Origin of the sequence: Blautia massiliensis (ex Durand et al. 2017) (assembly GCF_051861785.1) — a bacterium.
GTDB classification, from domain to species: Bacteria; Bacillota; Clostridia; order Lachnospirales; family Lachnospiraceae; genus Blautia_A; species Blautia_A luti_A.
Genome location: NZ_CP146725.1, coordinates 3,095,003 through 3,112,151 on the forward strand (window position 1 = coordinate 3,095,003; position 17,149 = coordinate 3,112,151).

14 protein-coding genes are annotated in these 17,149 nt (G+C 45.4%); all 14 read left to right on the top strand.

Annotation, left to right across the window (positions count from 1 at the left end; translation table 11 throughout):
• Nucleotides 1-49 precede the first annotated feature (49 nt).
• The 14 genes from V9W66_RS14550 (at nucleotide 50) to V9W66_RS14615 (ending at nucleotide 17,139) form a co-directional block, all read left to right on the top strand.
• The gene (locus V9W66_RS14550; RefSeq protein ID WP_144094272.1) at nucleotides 50-2,167 is read left to right on the top strand and encodes a glutamine synthetase III family protein; all 2,118 of its coding nucleotides are present in this window, start codon (nucleotides 50-52) and stop codon (nucleotides 2,165-2,167) included.
• A 204-nt stretch (nucleotides 2,168-2,371) separates the two neighbouring features.
• Nucleotides 2,372-3,289: an AAA family ATPase gene (locus V9W66_RS14555; protein ID WP_144094271.1), complete on the top strand. Its 918-nt coding sequence runs from the start codon at nucleotides 2,372-2,374 to the stop codon at nucleotides 3,287-3,289.
• Nucleotides 3,282-5,081 (top strand): nitric oxide reductase activation protein, encoded by a 1,800-nt coding sequence (locus V9W66_RS14560; RefSeq protein WP_186292815.1) that lies wholly within the window; start codon nucleotides 3,282-3,284, stop codon nucleotides 5,079-5,081. Before V9W66_RS14555 ends, V9W66_RS14560 begins: the two co-directional genes overlap by 8 nt.
• Nucleotides 5,082-5,299: 218 nt before the next feature.
• Entirely contained in the window at nucleotides 5,300-7,198 is a 1,899-nt protein-coding gene (locus tag V9W66_RS14565; RefSeq protein WP_144094270.1) for an OPT family oligopeptide transporter, read from the top strand.
• Nucleotides 7,198-7,572, top strand: coding sequence for a PqqD family protein (locus tag V9W66_RS14570; protein WP_021650789.1), 375 nt, complete (start codon nucleotides 7,198-7,200; stop codon nucleotides 7,570-7,572). The genes V9W66_RS14565 and V9W66_RS14570 overlap by 1 nt, the downstream gene beginning before the upstream one ends.
• Before the next feature lie 191 nt (nucleotides 7,573-7,763).
• A complete protein-coding gene (locus tag V9W66_RS14575; protein ID WP_144094269.1) occupies nucleotides 7,764-8,633 on the top strand; it encodes a YitT family protein in 870 nt (289 codons plus the stop codon).
• Nucleotides 8,634-8,769: 136 nt separating this feature from the next.
• Nucleotides 8,770-9,861, top strand: coding sequence for a PucR family transcriptional regulator (locus V9W66_RS14580; RefSeq protein WP_144094268.1), 1,092 nt, complete (start codon nucleotides 8,770-8,772; stop codon nucleotides 9,859-9,861).
• A 467-nt stretch (nucleotides 9,862-10,328) separates the two neighbouring features.
• Nucleotides 10,329-11,012 (top strand): cell division ATP-binding protein FtsE, encoded by a 684-nt coding sequence (gene ftsE / locus V9W66_RS14585; protein ID WP_015526972.1) that lies wholly within the window; start codon nucleotides 10,329-10,331, stop codon nucleotides 11,010-11,012.
• Nucleotides 11,002-11,907: a permease-like cell division protein FtsX gene (gene ftsX, locus V9W66_RS14590; RefSeq protein WP_021650791.1), complete on the top strand. Its 906-nt coding sequence runs from the start codon at nucleotides 11,002-11,004 to the stop codon at nucleotides 11,905-11,907. Before ftsE ends, ftsX begins: the two co-directional genes overlap by 11 nt.
• A gap of 172 nt (nucleotides 11,908-12,079) precedes the next feature.
• Complete coding sequence (locus tag V9W66_RS14595) at nucleotides 12,080-13,267, top strand: S41 family peptidase (protein WP_144094267.1); 1,188 nt, start codon at nucleotides 12,080-12,082, stop codon at nucleotides 13,265-13,267.
• Nucleotides 13,268-13,288: 21 nt separating this feature from the next.
• Nucleotides 13,289-14,212 (top strand): AEC family transporter, encoded by a 924-nt coding sequence (locus V9W66_RS14600; protein WP_015526976.1) that lies wholly within the window; start codon nucleotides 13,289-13,291, stop codon nucleotides 14,210-14,212.
• A gap of 206 nt (nucleotides 14,213-14,418) precedes the next feature.
• Nucleotides 14,419-15,066, top strand: a complete 648-nt coding sequence (locus tag V9W66_RS14605) for an L-rhamnose mutarotase (RefSeq protein ID WP_015526977.1) — start codon at nucleotides 14,419-14,421, stop codon at nucleotides 15,064-15,066.
• A gap of 352 nt (nucleotides 15,067-15,418) precedes the next feature.
• The gene (locus tag V9W66_RS14610) at nucleotides 15,419-16,117 is read left to right on the top strand and encodes a phosphatase PAP2 family protein (RefSeq protein WP_144094266.1); all 699 of its coding nucleotides are present in this window, start codon (nucleotides 15,419-15,421) and stop codon (nucleotides 16,115-16,117) included.
• Nucleotides 16,117-17,139 (top strand): lysylphosphatidylglycerol synthase transmembrane domain-containing protein, encoded by a 1,023-nt coding sequence (locus V9W66_RS14615; protein ID WP_144094265.1) that lies wholly within the window; start codon nucleotides 16,117-16,119, stop codon nucleotides 17,137-17,139. Before V9W66_RS14610 ends, V9W66_RS14615 begins: the two co-directional genes overlap by 1 nt.
• Nucleotides 17,140-17,149: the final 10 nt, after the last annotated feature.

A 17,149-nucleotide genomic window follows, 5' to 3' on the forward strand; every position in this document is an offset into this window, starting at 1 on the left:
CTTTCCTCATAAGAAAGACTGGATATACAGGAACGAAAAGGAGGAAGAAATGGGAGATTATATCAACGTAAAGGAAATCTTTGGCTGCGATGTATTTAACGATTCTGTTATGCAGGACCGTTTGCCGAAGAAGGTATACCGCGAACTGAAAAAGACAATAGAAGAGGGTAAGGAGCTGTCCATGGAGATCGCTGATGTGGTTGCACATGAGATGAAGGAATGGGCTATTGAGAAAGGTGCTACTCATTATTGTCACTGGTTTCAGCCGCTGACAGGTGTTACTGCCGAGAAACATGACGCATTTGTCACAGCGCCAAGAGAGGACGGAAAGGTACTCTTAAGCTTTTCTGGCAAGGAGCTGATCAAGGGTGAGCCGGATGCATCCTCATTTCCATCCGGAGGACTTCGTGCAACATTCGAGGCAAGAGGCTATACAACATGGGATTGCACATCACCTGCCTTTGTACGTCATGACGCAGCCGGCGGGATCTTATGTATCCCCACAGCATTCTGCTCCTACACAGGAGAGGCGCTTGACCAGAAAACACCGCTTCTTCGTTCCATGGAAGCGGTCAATACACAGGCACTTCGACTTCTTCGCCTTTTTGGAAATACAACATCAAAAAAAGTAACTCCTTCCGTTGGAGCTGAGCAGGAGTATTTCCTGGTTGATAAGGAGAAATGGCTCCAGAGAAAAGATCTGATCTATACAGGAAGAACTCTTTTCGGTGCTATGCCGCCGAAGGGACAGGAGATGGATGACCACTATTTCGGAACCATCCGTCAGAGAATCTCCGCATACATGAAGGAAGTCAACGAGGAGTGCTGGAAGCTGGGCGTAACAGCAAAGACACAGCACAATGAGGTTGCACCTGCACAGCATGAGCTGGCACCGATCTACGCACCGGTAAATATTGCAGCAGATCACAACCAGATCATGATGCGTATCCTCAAAAAAGTTGCAAGCCGCCATGGTATGCGCTGCCTGCTTCATGAGAAACCGTTTGCAGGAGTTAACGGTTCCGGTAAGCACAATAACTGGTCCCTGACAACGGATGACGGGATCAACCTTCTTGAGCCGGGAAAAACTCCTCATGAGAATATCCAGTTCCTTCTTATTCTCACCTGTATCCTGAAAGCCGTTGATGAGCATGCAGATCTTCTGAGAGAGTCTGCAGCAGATGTTGGAAACGATGAACGTCTCGGAGGAAACGAGGCACCGCCGGCAGTTATCTCCGTATTCCTTGGTGAGCAGCTTCAGGATGTTCTGGAGCAGCTGATCAGCACAGGTACCGCCACACACAGTAAGACCGGCGAGATCCTGGATACCGGTGTTAAGACACTTCCGGATTTCATGAAGGATGCTACAGACCGAAACAGAACATCACCATTTGCGTTCACAGGAAACAAATTTGAGTTCCGTATGGTTGGTTCCCGTGATTCCATTTCCGAGTGCAACGTAGTTCTGAACACGATCTCAGCAGAAGTATTCCGCGATGCATGCGACCGTCTGGAAGCAGCAGACGATTTTGATACTGCAGTACATGACCTGATCAAGGAGTATGCGATCCAGCATCAGCGTATTGTATTCAACGGAAACGGATATGCACCGGAGTGGGAGGCAGAGGCAAAGAGACGTGGACTTCCGATCCTTCCGTCCATGGTAGATGCCATTCCTGCGCTGATTACAGATAAGGCTGTGAAGCTTTTTGAATCCTTTAATGTATTTACAAGAGCAGAGCTTGAGTCCAGAGCAGAGATCCAGTATGAAGGCTATGCAAAGGCCATCAACATTGAGGCCAAGACCATGGTGGATGTAGCTACCAAGCAGATCATCCCGGCAGTGATCCGTTATACAACGGTTCTTGCAGAGTCCATCAATTCTGTGAAGGCAGTGAGCGCAGCGCTTGATGTCAGTGTACAGACAAGTCTTCTGGAAAAATCCTCCGCACTTCTTGCTGAGACCAAGACAGCTATGGATAAGCTTTCCGGACTGATCGCTGAGTCGGAATCCCATGAAGAGGGACGTGACCGTGCTGTATTCTTCAGAGAGAGCGTGGTACCGGCAATGCAGGCTTTAAGAAAACCTGTAGACGAGCTTGAGATGATCGTAGATAAAGATATGTGGCCGATGCCATCCTACGGCGATCTGATCTTTGAGGTATGATCGGTTAAATAAAATACAGGAAATAAGAGATGTTCCCTGGGTGCAGCGGCATCTTTGAAATCAAATGATGGGACAGATATAAGATCTGTCCCGTTTTTTACCTGGCGGAGAAAAAATCTGTAAGCGGTTATCCGTCATAGGATCATATAATAACTGCGGATGAGGATATCTGCGGTATTCAATCAGATTCAGGAGTAAATATATATGATAGAATTAGAATTTTTAAAAGAACAGAACGTTTCCGAAAGCCTGATCCACGGTATCGAGGAGTTTCGAAAAAATTATAACGTTGATGAGGGGGCTGCAGCCAGAGTTACCAGACCGTCCATACCGTTCTACGGAAAAGAAATCCTGGAAATGGCCATTGCAGGACTTCTGGAAGGAGAAAATCTTCTTCTTGCAGGCCCAAAGGCTACGGGTAAAAATATCCTGGCAGAAAATCTGGCATATGCTTTTGGCCGTCCGGTTTATAATGTTTCTTTCCATGTCAATACAAACAGCGGAGACCTGATCGGAACGGATACCTTCGTAAACAATGAAGTCTGCCTCCGAAAGGGCAGCATCTATCAGTGTGCCGAGTATGGTGGCTTCGGTATTCTGGATGAGATCAATATGGCAAAGAACGATGCGGTCTCTGTCCTTCATGCAACTCTGGACTATCGCCGCTCCATTGATGTTCCGGGTTATGACCGGATCAACCTTCATCCTGCGGCACGTTTTATCGGAACCATGAACTACGGATATGCAGGAACAAAGGAGCTGAACGAAGCTCTGGTTTCCCGTTTCCTGGTGATCGATATGCCAGCGCAGACAGAAGAAACCCTGGGATTTATTTTCCGCAAAATGTTCCCGGAGGCAAAGGAAAAGGCAGTGGAACAGTTTATCGGTGTATTTATGGATCTTCAGAAGAAATCCGTAAACAGTGAGATCTCCACAAAAGCGCTGGATCTTCGAGGACTTCTGGCTGCCATGAAGATTGTTCGTGCAGGACTTTCTCCTCTGGCAGCAGTGCAGATGGGAGTGGTGAACAAAACCTTCGATATTTTTGAAAAGGAGATTGTGGACGATGTAGTCCGTACAAGGATCCCGGAAGAGTGGACAAAGGATGATGTCTATGCATAAAGATCTGACCGAAGAACTTTCTATAGAAGATTACAAGATGGAGCTGGAAAACCGGATCCGTAATCTCCTCTGGACGGTAAGCGGCGACTATACACTGGATGTGAAGCCGGATGTATCGCTGTTTCTCCGCTCAAAAGAGATCGCTCTTTACGATGGGATCAAACAGGGGGCTTTTGCCAGATATTTTGACAAAAATCTGCTTGGCCTTTATCTTGTAAAAAAAATCTATCTGGATGCCTCTGAGACGGAGCTGACCGGGCTGACACAGCTCTGTATCGAAGCGGCAGTGGGAGATCGGATCTGTGAAGAGCGCCCCGGGGTTCGCCGCATGAGAAAAAAAGCTCTGGAAGATATCCTGGATCAGGAATATGAAAACCTGCCTTTCTACGATAAGCTGTTGGACAGGCTGAAAATTGCAGTATTCCGTGATGTACTTACAGGAAGTGTACAGCCTCTGGAGAAAAAACTGTCTGCATTCCGGGATCAGATCTATGCCTGCGCAGAAAGCAGAGACACCATGGAACTGATTTGGATCATCGACAGCCTCTATAATGCGGTCATCGATCCGGACTTTGAGAAGAAAAACGGTTCCCTTGAACGGGTAATGGCGGTGACGCTGGAAGAACTGACGGAATTTGGCTGGGAAGACTACCTTAATGAAGAGATGTATGAGGAAGCTCTGGAAAATTACGTGGAGAAGCTCACAGACCGGATGACAGATATTGAAGATTCCTCACTGACACAGGATATGGAAGAAAAACGTAAGGTGAAAAACAAGATCACGGTGATTTCAGAGGAAGCTCTTCAGAAAGCTCATACCTATGTGGAACTGAATTTTGGAAAAACCTATCTCACACCTGCGGAAGAAAAAAGAATGAACCATCTTATGTGCCGGGGAATACACGGAGACTGCAGCCTGTATTTTACAGAAGGAATCCTGAAAAATCCGGTTCGTGATAATTATCAGTACCAGTATGCAAAGCGTCTGCGTAATAAGAACATATGGATCTATCATGACAAGCACAGAATTGCAAAACGAAATATTGCCATATTGACTGAACTCCTGAAAAAAGCACTGGTGATCCGAAGTGAAAACCAGGAAGTCCTATCAGACCGGGGAACTATCGTTCCTTCCAGGCTGTGGCGTATAGGCAGAAGCTGTGAGGCAAATCTTTTTAAGAGGATTCTTCGTGGAGACAATACGGATTTTGTGGTGGATATACTGATCGATGCCAGTGGTTCACAGATGAGCCGGCAGGGAGATGTGGCACTGCAGGCTTATATGATCAGCTCTGCCCTGAGCAATGTGGACATCCCTCATCGGGTTATGAGCTACTGCACATTCTGGGATCATACGATCCTGCACAGGTTCCGGGAATATGATGATCCGGTTTCGGCAGATGAGGATATTTTCAATTATGTGACTTCCTCCAATAATCGGGACGGGCTTGCCATAAAAGCAGCGGGATACAGTCTTTTGCAGAGGGAAGAGGAAAAAAAGATCCTGATCATCTTAAGTGACGGACGCCCCTACGATGTGATCATAAACCGCCCCAATGCAAAAAATCCGGCCCCTTATCAGGGAAAATATGCCATTTCAGATACTGCAACAGAGGTGCGGCGTCTTCGGAGCCAGGGCGTCAGTGTTCTGGGGGTATTTGCAGGTGAAGAGAAGGATCTTCCGGCGGAAAAGAAGATTTTTGGAAAGGATTTTGCCTATATCCGGGATATCGGAAATTTCTCAAAGATCGTAGGGCGATATCTGACAAAACAGCTGGAAGCGGACAACTGAAAAAAAACAGCATTTTTTTTTAAATGTATAATATTCAATTAAAAGGAATAAGGTCACTATGTTAGCATAAAAGCCGCATAGTGACCAATTATTTGCTTATAATTATACAGAAAATTGTAAATAATACATAATATCTCAGATATAATTCCTTGCAAAATACTGCGAAATTTGCTATACTATATAACGTTACTAATTTACTAGATAAAGGGAGAGGAAATATGAACAAAAACACAGAGTTCAAACCTTACATTCCTGCGGAGAAAGTCACTCCGGAGCTCACAGTTACATCTGTGATCATGGGATGTATTCTTGCTGTCATCTTCGGCGCAGCCAATGCTTACCTTGGTCTTCGTGTTGGTATGACAGTATCTGCCTCCATTCCGGCGGCAGTTATCTCCATGGGTGTTATCCGCGTGATTCTTCGCCGAAACTCCATTCTGGAGAGTAATATGGTTCAGACTATCGGTTCAGCCGGTGAGTCTCTTGCAGCCGGTGCTATCTTCACCATGCCTGCACTGTTCCTCTGGGCAGAGGAAGGACTTACAAGCAAGCCAGGCATTGTTGAGATCACTCTGATCGCACTTTGCGGTGGTATCCTTGGTGTACTTTTCATGGTACCCCTTCGTAATGCCCTCATTGTTAAAGAGCATGCAACTCTTCTCTATCCGGAAGGAACTGCCTGCGCAGACGTTCTTCTTGCCGGTGAGGAAGGCGGAGCAAATGCTTCCACAGTATTCTCCGGTATGGGACTTGCTGCCATCTTCAAATTTGTTGTTGATGGACTGAAGCTTCTTCCGGCAGATGTTTCTGCAGCATTTAAGTCCTTCAAGGGTGAGATCGGTATGGAGGTTTATCCGGCACTTCTCGGTGTTGGTTATATCGTAGGACCGAAGATCGCATCCTACATGTTTACAGGTTCTCTTATCGGCTGGATGGTCATCATTCCGCTGATCTGCCTGTTCGGACCTGATACATGGATGTATCCGGCAGCAGAGGGAACGACCATTTCCCAGCTTTACGCAAACGGCGGAGCAGCAGCAATCTGGTCTACTTATGTTAAATATATCGGCGCAGGTGCTATCGCAACCGGTGGTATCATTTCCCTGATCAAATCCCTGCCGCTGATCGTTACAACCTTCCGTGACTCCATGAAGAGTATGAAGGGAAGCAAGAACACAAGCACAGAGAGAACCGCACAGAATCTTCCGATGCAGTTCATCCTTCTCGGTGTTATAGCAATGGTATTTATCATCTGGATCGTTCCGGCAATCCCGGTAACTCTTCTTGGTGCATGTATCATCGTAGTTTTTGGATTCTTCTTTGCAACAGTATCTTCCCGTATGGTAGGTCTTGTAGGAAGCTCCAACAACCCGGTTTCCGGTATGGCTATCGCTACTCTTCTGATCGCTACATTTGCGATCAAGAGCTCCGGTAAAACAGGTATCGACGGAATGACAGCAGCGATTGCGGTTGGTTCTGTTATCTGTATCATCGCAGCGATCGCCGGTGATACCTCTCAGGACCTTAAGACAGGATACCTTCTCGGTGCTACACCTAAGAAGCAGCAGATGGGTGAGATGCTCGGTGTTGTTGTTTCCGGTTTTGCTATCGGCGGTGTTCTGTATCTTCTGGATGCAGCATGGGGCTACGGTACAGCAGAGATCCCTGCGCCACAGGCTCAGCTTATGAAGATGATCGTTGAGGGAATCATGGGCGGAAACCTTCCATGGGGACTTGTATTTGTAGGTGTATTCCTTGCGATCTGCCTTGAGATCCTCCGTATCCCGGTAATGCCTTTCGCAATCGGTCTTTACCTTCCGATCTACCTGAACGCAACCATCATGATCGGTGGTATCGTTCGTGGATTACTTGACCGCAGAAAAGGTGTTGACGAAAAAACCAAGACAGCTCAGGTCACAGATGGTACCCTGTACTGTGCTGGTATGATCGCCGGTGAGGGTCTTGTTGGAATTCTTCTTGCGATCTTTGCAGTTGTCGGTATCAGCCTTGATATGTCCGGCGTTGTAAACCTTGGAAATATCGGCGGTGTTGTGCTGATGATCATCATGATCCTGTCACTGCTTAAATTCTCTATCTGGAGAAAGAAGAAAGCCTGATGAGAAAAAACAAAAAGGATAAGAAACAGGATATCAACTATCTTGATCTGATCCCGGAAACAAACCAGTCGATCCGGTGGCACCGGGACCTGAAGCAGCGGATCATTCTTGAGATAGAGAATAAGGGTATGTTCAATACCATCGCGCAGAAGGTTTTTGGCAAGCCAAGGTTTTCCAAGGTTCATCTTGATGAAATGGGAACTTTTATCTGGCCTGAGATCGATGGAGCCAAAACTGTGCAGGAGCTTGCCCTGCTGGTGAAAGAGCATTTCGGAGATAAGGCAGAACCGCTTTATCCGAGAATCGTAAAATACTTTCAGATAATGGAAAGCTATGAATTTGTTCATTTTATAAATAAAAAGACAGAAAAATAGCATGGAGAACGGGAACGGACGCAGAATAGTGTACGGTCCCGTTCTTTTTATGACACGTCAGTGCGGGAAACTGATGCAGTTGTCATATGATACTATAGCATTTCCGGGATTTTCACAGCGGAATAGAAATATTGAGGACATTTCAAGACAGAAATTCCGGGAATTGCTGTAAAAAATGAAAGGAGCACTTTATGAGTCTTGTGAAAAAAAAGAACTGGTATCTGGATTATCTTCTGATCATAGTAGGAACCGGGCTGATGGCACTTGCTATCAATTCCGTTTTTGATGCAACCGGGCTGGTAACAGGCGGCTTTTCCGGTATAGCGATCCTGGTGAAGTACTGGACCGGTGAGATTATAGATGGCGGGGTTCCGCTGTGGCTTACCAATATCACGCTGAACATCCCGCTGTTTTTTCTGGGATGGCGGATCAAAGGCTTTTCCTTTGTAAAAAAAGCTCTGGTCGGTGAGATCTCCCTCTCAACCTGGCTTGCCATTCAGCCGGTGTGGAATATTGCGGGAGATGATCTCCTTCTGGCTGCTGTATACGGTGGTGTGATCCTGGGAATCGGCATTGGAATGGTTTTCCTTGGACAGGGAACCACAGGCGGAACGGATATGATGGCAGCACTGATCCAGAAGTATATGCGTCATTATTCCATCGCACAGATCATGCAGTTTATTGATGGGCTTATTGTGATCGTAGGAATGTATGTGTTCGGTATCCAGAGGGCTCTGTATGCCATCATTGCGGTTTATCTGGTAACAAAAGTATCCGACAGTCTGATCGAAGGTCTGAAGTTTTCCAAACAGACATTTATCATCACGGAGAAGCCGGATGAGGTTGCCAGAGTCATTATGGAAGACCTGGATCGCGGAGCGACAGGGATCTGTGGCAAGGGGATGTATTCCGGTCAGGAGAAGACGATCATCTTCTGTGTGGTAAACAAAAAGGAAATTGTGAAACTGAAAGAGCTGGTAGATGATATTGATCCCAACGCTTTTGTGATCGTTTCCGATGCAAGAGAAGTTCATGGAGAAGGTTTTATAGAGAAAAATTAGGCGGATTTCAACAAAAATTTGTAAATTTTTTCAGTTTTACTCTTTCATTTTTGGTGATTTTGTATTAAAATAGCCATAGATAGAGAGGGAAAGACAGAAGATAAGCATACACATAAGTGAGAAGGGATTGAACGGAATGATATCGAATCAGGTGTTACAGAATACGCTCGAGGGACTTAAAGAAATATCAAGGACGGAATTTTGTGTCATTGACACAGACGGCAAGGTACTTGCGTCTACCTTTTCTGATTTTGAAATCCAGCCGGCAGATATCCAGGCTTTTGTAGAATCCCAGGCGGACAGCCAGCTTGTCAAGGGATTTCAGTACTTTAAGGTCTGTGATGATTATCAGTTGGAATATGTCCTGGTAGCCCACGGAGATGATGAGGATACTTATATGGTAGGCAAGCTTGCAGCCTTCCAGATCCAGAATCTGATCGTTGCGTACAAGGAGCGTTTTGACAAAGACAGCTTTATCAAGAATCTTCTTCTTGATAATCTTCTTCTGGTGGATATTTACAACAGAGCGAAGAAGCTTCATATTGAAGCAGATGTCCGTCGTGTAGTTATGATCCTGGAACTGAGCCAGGAGAAAGATCACAGCTCTGTAGAGAGCGTGAAAAGCCTTTTTGGCGGAAAGAGCAGAGATTTTATCACTGCTGTTGATGAGAAGAGCATCATTATAGTCAAGGAACTGGAAGAGGGAGAGGGCTATCCGGAGATGGATAAGCTGGCTCATACGATTATGGATACTCTGGATCTGAATAAAGATGGTGAGGATGTCCACATGGCATACGGTACCATTGTCAATGAGTTGAAAGAAGTTTCACGTTCCTACAAGGAAGCGCGTATGGCCCTTGATGTAGGCAAGATCTTCTTCGGAGACAGGGAAGTTATCGCATACAGCTCACTTGGAATCGGACGCCTGATCTATCAGCTGCCTATTCCTCTGTGTAAGATGTTTATCCGCGAGATCTTTGACAACAAATCTCCGGATGATTTCGATGAGGAGACACTTGTCACCATCGATAAATTCTTTGAGAACAGTCTGAACGTATCTGAAACTTCACGTCAGCTGTATATCCACAGAAATACGCTGGTATATCGTCTGGATAAACTCCAGAAGAGTACAGGCCTTGATTTGAGAGTGTTTGAGGATGCCATTACATTTAAGATCGCGCTGATGGTTGTTCGATATATGAAATATATGGAGACATTAGAGTACTAATAGCATTCGGAATGCAGGATGATAGTTTGATACATTAAGGCAACATATTAAAACTTTTAAACTGCCTCTTATTCCTTCCCGGAATAGGCGGCAGTTTTTGTATGAGCGTTTTTCATCATGGAATATTGTGTAAATGTCCCTCCTGTTTGGAAGCATTCATGAAGTGTGTTACTGAGAACGGAGTGAGCAGTAACGAATTCACATGAACTTCACAGATAACATCCATGACTCTATTGTAATTTTGGTATTTTTACGTTAAAATAAATAATTTGAAGAGGGCTGTTGATTACTGTTTACTGGTAATATTCCGCGGAGCGCATTACTGAGAACGGAGTGAACAGTAACGTGAACAGTAACCGTTGTAGGGCCCGGGAAATTTATTCTTGCATTTAAACAGAATATATATTACAATAATGTTACAAAAAAATTAAGAGAATTATGCTTTTATAATATAGAGGAGGATATATATGATCGATCTTGTAGATGTGAGCAAATCTTACGGCCCGGGTCTTCCGGCTGTGAATCATGCGAACTTACATGTTGATAAAGGGGAATTCGTATTTGTAGTAGGAAGCAGTGGCTCCGGTAAATCCACACTGATCAAGCTTCTGATGAAAGAACTGGATTCTACCAGCGGAACGATCACAGTCAGCGGGGAACGTCTGGAGAAGATGAAACACAGACGCGTTGCCAAGTATCGCAGAAAGCTTGGGGTAGTATTTCAGGATTTCCGTCTTTTAAAAGACCGTAATGTATATGAGAATGTAGCATTTGCGCAGCGTGTCATAGGAAGACCCACCCGTGTGATACGCAAACGTGTGCCGGAGGTTCTCCAGGAGGTAGGACTTGCAGGAAAGTATAAGGCATACCCGGATGAGCTTTCCGGTGGTGAGCAGCAGAGAGTTGCTCTTGCCAGAGCACTGGTAAACCGCCCGGACATCCTTCTGGCAGATGAGCCGACCGGAAACCTGGATCCGAAAACCTCCGAAGAGATCATGGCTCTGATGGAGCAGATCAATGACAGAGGAACCACAGTTCTGGTAGTCACCCACAATAAGGACATCGTCAATGCCATGCGCAAGCGAGTAGTCACCATGCACAACGGCAAGATCATCAGCGATGAGAAAGAGGGAGGATATCATGAGGCCTAGTACGATCTGGTATACCCTGAAGCAGGGCTTTAAGAATATAAAAAGAAACTGGATGTTTTCCCTGGCATGTATCATCACGATGGCAGCCTGCATTTTTCTGGTAGGCATTTTCTATTCCATCGTGAACAACGTCGGTAATATTGCCCATAAGGTGGAAGAAGAAGTACCGATCACCGTGTTCTTTGATGAGGGCACTTCAGAGGAAGAGATCCAGGCGATCGGCGATGCTATTCAGTCCAGGCCGGAAGTGGCCAGGATGGACTATCAGTCCGCAGATCAGGCATGGGAAGAATACAAACAGAAATATTTTGGAGATGAAGATGCGGCAGATGGATTTAAAGATGATAACCCTCTTGCCAATTCATCCAATTATCAGGTATATCTCAATGATATCACCAAGCAGACAGAACTGGTGAATTATATCCAGGGGCTGGATCATGTCCGGAAGGTAAATCAGTCTGAACAGGCCTCCAGGACACTGGGTTCCATCAACAAGCTGGTTTCTTATGTGTCGATTGCCGTGATCGCAATCCTTTTGATCATTTCCATATTCCTGATCAGCAATACAGTATCTATGGGTATTTCTGTCCGTAAGGAAGAGATCGGAATTATGAAATATATAGGAGCTACAGATGCTTTTGTACGACTGCCATTCCTTCTGGAAGGTATGATCCTCGGTGTGATCGGTGCGGCGATACCGCTGATCTGCCTGTTTTTCCTGTATAATTCCGCTGTAGAGTTTATTCTGACAAAATTCAATGTACTGACAGGAATCGTGGATTTCATTCCGATCTGGCAGATCTATGAGGGTCTGGTCCCCATGGGACTTGGACTTGGTGTGGGAATCGGTCTTCTGGGAAGCTTTTTCACAACAAGAAAACACCTCAGAGTATAACCAAATAGCAGAGAATCTTATGTATCCGCAAGATGTGTGATCATAAGATATACAGCGGCTGTCGGAATATCGGCAGCCGTTTTCGGTATATAAAAACCGGACGGCGCACAGGGGAGTACAGAAAATCTGTGATCTTATCGGCTTTGCCGGCTGTGCAGAAGAAAGGAAAAATATGAAAAATAAAGAATTCAAAAAAGGTATAGCCATTGGAGTGGCAGCAACGCTGGTTGTGACAGGCGCTGTTTTTACCAGCTATCAGAAAGTACTGTTTCCGAAAGGCAATGCGCTTTCCGATGTGAAAACGGTTCAGAAGCTGAATTACCTGGAAGAACTGATCGATGAAGAATATCTGGATGAAAAAGACGAGAGCAGCCTGCGTGAGGGGCTTTATGCTGGCCTGCTTGCCGGCCTGAAGGATCCGTACTCCACCTATTACACAGCCGAACAGTATAAAGAGCTGAATACTTCCAATGAAGGCTCCTACGTAGGAATCGGTGCCGTTCTTCAGAAGGATGACACCGGAGGGGCAAAGATCATACAGCTTTATGAGGGTGGTTCTGGAGAACAGGCGGGACTGAAAAAGAAAGATGTGATCAAGGCAGTAGATGGAGCTGATGTTACAGACAAAGAAACTTCCGATATTGCTTCCATGGTCCGTGACAGTGAGAAAGCTTCCGTAACGCTGACCATACAGCGGGAAAACGAAGAGAAACCCCGGGATGTCAAAGTGGAGATCCGGGATGTGGAGATTCAGACCGTTTCCCATGAGATGCTTTCCGAAGACACCGGCTATATCCGGATCTCCGAATTTTCTGAGGTGACCAGCGAGCAGTATAAAAAAGCATTTGCAGATCTGAAGGATCAGGGAATGAAGAAGCTGGTTGTGGATCTCCGTGATAATCCGGGAGGCCTTCTTACTGCAGTCTGCGGCGTACTCCGCCAGATACTTCCGGAAGGACTGATCGTCTATACAGAGGACAAAAACGGAAAGAGGGAAGAGGAAACCTGCGACGGAAAAAATGAACTGGACATGCCGCTGGCTGTTCTGGTAAACGGAAACAGTGCCAGTGCATCGGAGATCTTTGCGGGGGCGGTAAAGGACTACGGGATTGGAACGATTGTAGGAACAACTACCTATGGGAAGGGCGTGGTGCAGACCATCCAGCCTCTTACCGATGGCAGTGCGGTAAAGATTACCATCGCAAAATATTTTACGCCAAAGGGCAATGATATCAACAAAAAAGGAATCACTCCGGATGTGGAAGCAGAGCTCTCCGGAGACATCACAGACTGGACAGAACTTACGCATAAAGAAGACGCGCAGCTTCAGACAGCCCTGAAAGAGATCGGACAGAGCTGACGCGTTCGGAGGGGAGAAAAAATGATAACTTTACAATTATTGCAGCAGATCATCGTATTTTTTCTGATGATGTCCTGTGGATTTACAGTGGTAAAATGCGGACTTATCGATGCAAAAAGCAGCAGGACACTTTCAGTCATCTGTATCTACATCATCATGCCCTGTGTAATGATCAATGCTTTTCAGATCGAATATTCAAGAAGCATCCGGAATGGCTTCCTTCTGGCAGTGGCAGCAGCCATCCTGATCCATATTTTTCTTCTGGTATTTGTACAGATCATCGGCAAGCCACTGAAATTAAGTGTGGTAGAAAAAGAATCCATCATCTATTCCAATTCCGGAAATCTGGTGATCCCTCTTGTAACGGTAGTTCTTGGTGAAAAATGGGTGATCTATGCCAGTGCTTTCCTGAGTGTGCAGATGATCCTGATGTGGACCCACGGACAGTCGCTGATGGAGGCGAAGGCCGGCATCAACTGGAAAAAAATACTCTGCAACATCAATCTGATCGCTATTATTCTTGGAATCGTTCTGTTCTTCACGCAGATCAGACTGCCGGTGATCCTTGGAAACACCATGAGCCAGATCTCAGCCACCCTGGGACCTGTATGTATGATCATGCTTGGAATGACCATGACGGAGGTAAAATGGAAAGATATTTTCAGCCATTCCAGGATCTATCTGATCACGATCCTGAAAATGGTGGTGACGCCGCTGCTCATACTGCTGTTTTTGAAGTATCTGCCCTTGGCTTCAATGGTAAAGGATGGAAAAACCATTCTGCTTATCAGTCTGATGGCAGTGATCACACCGTCGGCAACGACGATTGTACAGCTGGCACAGCTCTACGATCAGGACCCGGTCTATGCCAGCACCATCAATGTAATGACAACGCTGGTAAGTATCATAACCATGCCACTGATGGTCATGTTGTATCTTGCCTGAGCATCTCAGGGAATCGTTACGGATAACTTTGTGTCAGGCAACATGCTTTGCGGATATTACCTGTGAACAGTGATCGGAAATCCTGCCCTCATAATTGTAAAAACAAAATAAAAGTGATAGAATCAAATCATATGAGGGCAGAAGAACTACATCTGCTCATAGTGGAAAACATAGCACAGGATCATCAAAACAGGAGGATAGCATAAATGGAACGACATGCTTTTGCAATGAAAGTAAAAGAAGGAAAAATGAATGATTACCGTAAGACCTTAGGTGAGATCTGGCCGGAGCTTACTGCATATCTTGACCGTAACGGCATCCATAATTTCAGCATCTGGAATGCGGCAGACCTGATCTTCGGATATTACGAAAATGCAGACGGAGAGGTGATCTCTCCGGAAGAGGAGAAAGTAAAGGCAGCATTGACTGAAAAGATCGGAGATACCTTTACCTGGATCTCTACTCCTGGAAAAGACATGCGCCTGATGTATCATAATTTTGGTGTTGTGAGAGAAAACAAAGAGCTGATCCGCCACAGAATGTTCATGACAAAATTAAAAGACGGCTGTGAGGAAGAATATAAAGCCCGTCATGACGGACTTGTGGCGCAGAGAGGCGAAACAATAGATCCGGGCCCGGACAGCAACTTCAGCATCTGGAGTGCGGGCGGATATATTTTTGGATATGATGAGATCGACACAACCATGGAAGTGGAAGAAACACCGGAAGCAAGAGAGGCAACCATCGCATGGGAGACACGCCAGCTCGGGATCATGGACTGGATCACCAACGATGTGGACTGGATGACAAAAGAAGTACATCCGTCCAGTGTACGTCTTGCATGGCATAATTAAAAAATGGGAAAATAAAAAGGAAGGAGGCCGGGGCTTTGTTTGGAGGCAGCCCCGGCAGTATGAAAAAGAAAAAAGTGTTATCAAAGGTAGTACCCTTTGCACATCTAATAATATACTCATATTTTGTGGTCATTCTGTGACGTCATTCTGAAAAAAGTATGAACAAAAAAGAAAAAATAACTGAACTCAAATGTTACCAGTGAACAGTAACAACTTAAATCTTAACAATTCTTAAACTTTCCATATTTAGTTGAAACCATACGCCCCGACTGTTATACTGTGACTATCAGATATTAGCAGGAGAAGAATATGTTTTATTCCTGATATCAATAAAATAATGAGGCGTGAATTTATGAAACGTTTTTGGAAATATGTAACAGGGACCGTACCTGCGTACGGGCTTTTTCCCCTTGTTTTTTCATTTGTATTTAACTGTCTTGTATATTCCGGTTCAAGGGCGATTGCAGGCGGTTGGTATCATCACAATATAGAAAGTAATCTTGATCTGCGACTCCCATTTGTGCCGCAGTTTTTGATTATCTATTTTGGCTGTTATGTATTCTGGGCAGTGAATTATATCCTTGCGGCTAGGCAGGAGCGGGAACAGGTTTACCGTTTTTTTACTGCGGATATTATATCCCGTTGTGTGTGTCTGATCATATTTCTGGCATATCCCACTACCAATACAAGACCGGTGATCGAAGGAAACGGAATCTGGGATCTGCTGGCCGGCTGGCTGTATTCCATTGATGCGGCAGATAACCTGTTTCCATCTATCCATTGTCTGGTAAGCTGGTTCTGTTTTCTGGGGATCAAGGATCAGAAAAGAATTCCGACATGGTATAAGGGGGTATCGTTTACACTGGCTGTGCTGGTTTTTCTGTCTACCATTTTTACCAAGCAGCATGTACTTGTGGATGTGGCAGGTGGTGTGATCCTGGCTCAGGTATGCTTTATTCTGGGACAGAAAACAAAACTCTGGCATATTTATGAACGGTTTGGAACTAAAATTGAAAAAAAGATCAACAGCTATACAGAAGGTGTCAAGTGATGAAGAGCAGAAAAAAGATCATATTTAACGGAGTGTTCCTGGCAGTAGTTTTTGCCCTGACTATCTACGGCGTTTTTCACGGAGAAGACCTGTCTTCCATGATGGATGCCATACATAGGGCAGATAAACGGTGGCTGCTTCCGGGAATTGCACTGGTAGCATTTTTTATCTGGGGGGAATCCATCATTATCTGGTATATGATGCGTTCCAGCGGGATCCATCTGAAAAAAAGAACCTGCTTTCTGTTTTCGTCTGTAGGATTCTTTTTCAGCTGTATCACACCATCCGCCAGCGGCGGACAGCCCATGCAGATCTACTATATGAAAAAAGAGAAGATTTCCATTCCGGTGTCAACGGTGATCCTGATGATCGTGACGATTACCTATAAGCTGGTGCTTGTGGTGATCGGTATTGGGATCGCGATTTTCGGAAGAGGATTTCTTCACAAATACCTGGAAGGAATCCTGCCGGTGTTTTATCTGGGACTGATACTGAATATCTTCTGTGTCACTTTTATGACCATTCTGGTATTTCATCCGCTTTTTGCAAAAACGATCCTGGTGAAGGGAATGAAGCTTCTGGAACGGTTTCATCTGATGAGGAAAAAAGAGGGACGGCTGAAAAAACTGGAAGCTTCCATGGATACTTACCGAAATACTGCGGCATATCTGAAGAATAATCCGCTGGTGATCGTTAAAGTGATAGGGATCACTTTTATCCAGCGTATGGCACTGTTTGCAGTGACCTGGTTTGTATATCAGGCTTTTGGACTCCATGGAACCGGTTTCTGGGATATCCTTTTTCTCCAGGCAGTGATATCGGTATCTGTGGATATGCTGCCTCTTCCGGGAGGAATGGGAATCAGTGAGACTTTGTTTCTTACCATTTTCAGTCCGGTATTCGGTGGCCTGCTGCTTCCGGGAATGGTGCTTAGCAGAGGGCTGGGATATTACGGAGAGCTGCTGATCAGTGCGGTGTTTACTGCGGTGGCTCAGCTCACTGTCGGAAAAAAGGAATCCTGAAAAGATTTGA